The sequence below is a fragment of the Kamptonema sp. UHCC 0994 genome (assembly GCF_029167235.1).
Classification (GTDB): Bacteria; Cyanobacteriota; Cyanobacteriia; order Cyanobacteriales; family Microcoleaceae; genus Kamptonema.
In genome coordinates, this window is sequence record NZ_JARFTR010000241.1 from 1 (window position 1) to 2,174 (window position 2,174).

General features: G+C 44.6%; 1 protein-coding gene. It reads right to left on the reverse strand.

All coding sequences use genetic code 11. The features are described 5' to 3' along the window. Nucleotides 1-308: 308 nt before the first annotated feature. Nucleotides 309-1,934 (reverse strand): HAMP domain-containing sensor histidine kinase, encoded by a 1,626-nt coding sequence (locus PY364_RS21190; RefSeq protein WP_275525998.1) that lies wholly within the window; start codon nt 1,932-1,934, stop codon nt 309-311. Between the last annotated feature and the right edge of the window lie 240 nt (nt 1,935-2,174).

Sequence of the window (2,174 nt, forward strand, 5' to 3'; positions counted from 1 at the left end):
AGACTCTAACATGAGCGAGTGGGTAGTGGGTATCTGACTTACCCTTTAAGAACCCAAATTTGGGCGGATTCATCCCCCAAATTTTGTCCTTAAGAATCCCCGCGTCTTTAGACCGGGGAGTGTCAAATCTGCTATATCCGTGTCAAAAACCCGGTACGAAGCCGAAGTTGCGAGGGTACGAAGTAAACCCGAAGCAATCGCCTAGCCTCTGCGATTGCTTCGCTTCGCTCGCAATGACGACGGTATTACTTAGGACTTATGCAGGGGGCTCAGAAACCGGGTTCCTGAACCAGAATTAAAGTGCTGTATTATTGCAGTGGCAAGAAAAGAGTCATCACTTCCCCTTTTTGAGGCCTTTGTCGCACCACCAATTTCCCCCCAGCCGCTCTAAATAAATTCTTTGTCACGCTCAAACTAAGACTTAAACTACCAGTTTCCGGCTGAAACATCAACAACGGCCCAATAGACTTAAGAGGCCCATTTGGAGTTTCTTTAAACGCCGATTCGTTTTTAGTTCCTGGTTGTAGTTGAGATTCCAACTGTAATTTTAATTGATTTCCCGCTAACATCACCCCAACTTGAATGTGACTTCCTGCCGGCAGAGTGCGAGTAAAATCTTCAATTAAACCAGTTAAAACCTGATCCAGCATTGCCTGATCTCCCATCACAGTTGGTAAATTTTGTGGGAGAATAACTTCGAGAGTGTGATTGCGTTGACAAGCTTGTTTTTGCCAGCGGATGAGATTACTTTGAAAGACTTGAGTTAGGGAAATAGCTGTTAGTTGAACTGAAGATTGCTTGGCCTGAGACATTTCTAATTCTACGGCCCGGAAAATTAAGCCAAAGCGGTCAATTTGGGTCGTACATTCGGAGTCAATCATTTCTAATCGCTTCACTACTACTGGATCGAGATTAGGGCGTTTTAGTAGTAGCCGAGTCAGTGTACGGATTGTTGCTAAAGGAGTGCGAACTTCATGGGCAATTGCTTGTAGCAATTCAACTTCTTGGGATTTTGGATTTTGGGTTTTAGCTTTTGGATTTGGTGATGTCCCCAAATCTGTAGTTTTTCTGCCTTTCTCCTGTTGTCGTTGTCCGCAATCTTCTAAGGGCAAATTCTGCAATAACAGGCGGCTAAACTGCATTACAATTTTGTAGTCAGGTGCGATCGGAGGAAACTGCTCAAATAGGAGCGTCATCGATTTAGCGCTACTCGAAACTGACTTGCTGAAAGTTAAGTTTTTACCTTCAGGGAAACTTGTTAGTAATTCCTCGCTATTCTTGACTCGTAGCTGCAAGGCGGCCCATGCTTGTAGTACAACTGCCGGATCGAAGGAAAATAGAAAGGCTGGATTTCCTAAAGCATTTTCTCCTAGTACCATTACCAGACTAAATTTAGCTGTTAATACTAAACAAAACTGCTCATTTGCCAAAGGATCGCCGTTCCAAATAGGTAATGCTGGTGTTGTCGGAGGAACTGATATTGTCCCCTCTGGTGCTGGTAGTAAAGGTAAAGCGTGTCTTGCTTGAGAAGATAAGTATGTGTTAGCTTCCTGCGGGGTACTGGTAAAAATCCAAGCAGCAAAGTTTTTCACTGATACAGGGTCAGTCAAAACCGAGGAAGGGCCAGATAATATTAATCCTTGATGGGATTGTTGAGTGTTGATTGGCGAATGTTGACTGGGAAATTTCGCCCTCTCCCCCGATCCTCTGCTCCCCCTTTCCCCTACGGCCCTTTCGTGTTCTAATAGTTGATTGAGAGTGGCGATCGCAGCGTACCACTCCTGCTGCGCTCTGACTCGGAGAGCGATGCGAACTCCAGAGTGGGAATAATCTGAATTTTCATGTAGCGCGATCGCATCTGAGGAGGTGATGTCATTTTTAACCCCATCTTCGGCTAAAATCTCGCTAATGGTCGGTAAAAAGTAACTGTTCACAACACACCCGCCTATAAAATTTACATTTTAGATTTTAGATTTCTGGCTTAATGCTAAATCGTTTCTCTCTTCAGAGTATCGGTTTATGTCTGTACTGTATATTCGCATAACCGAACTAATAAGTAGCAATCTCCGCTTTTTTTTGCTGATGGCCGCCGCATCGCGCTTTTCCAGGTCAGCTTCAACTACGGTGATGAGCTAATTATTTGTAACGCCGCCCTCTGGGCGGTTTTTCGACCG